This window comes from Pseudomonas fuscovaginae SE-1, from assembly GCF_000364705.1.
GTDB classification, from domain to species: domain Bacteria; phylum Pseudomonadota; class Gammaproteobacteria; order Pseudomonadales; family Pseudomonadaceae; genus Aquipseudomonas; species Aquipseudomonas fuscovaginae_A.
Genome location: NZ_AQOH01000136.1, coordinates 1 through 328, shown reverse-complemented (window position 1 = coordinate 328; position 328 = coordinate 1). Strand labels below are relative to the sequence as shown.

The 328-nt window shown below is 64.0% G+C and carries 1 protein-coding gene; it reads right to left on the bottom strand.

Features of this window, described 5'->3' with window-relative positions; all coding sequences use genetic code 11:
* The coding region (locus K675_RS30770) for a hypothetical protein (RefSeq protein ID WP_037006488.1) at positions 1–328 on the bottom strand (328 nt) is incomplete at both ends.

Here is a 328-nt window from a genome sequence, read left to right as displayed (position 1 = left end):
CTCAGCAGGCGACCACCGTTCTGGGTCAGGCTGGAGACGGACAGGTCGATATCGCCCTGGGCCGAGACTTCACCACCGTTGCTGGAGTCCAGGCTGTCTGCGCGGATATCCAGGGCCGCAGCGGCGATCAGCCCCTTGAGGTTGGTCAGGGCCTGGTTGACGCGCACGGTGACGGCCTGGTTGCCCAGCAACTTGCCGTTGCTGTTGTCCAGGCTGTCGGCGACGAGCGTGAAGGCCTGGGCACTGGAGATTTCGCCGCCCTGGTTGTTTACGCCCTTGAGGTGGTTGAGCACCAGCAGCGGCGCATTGATCAGGCCGTTCTGGTTGT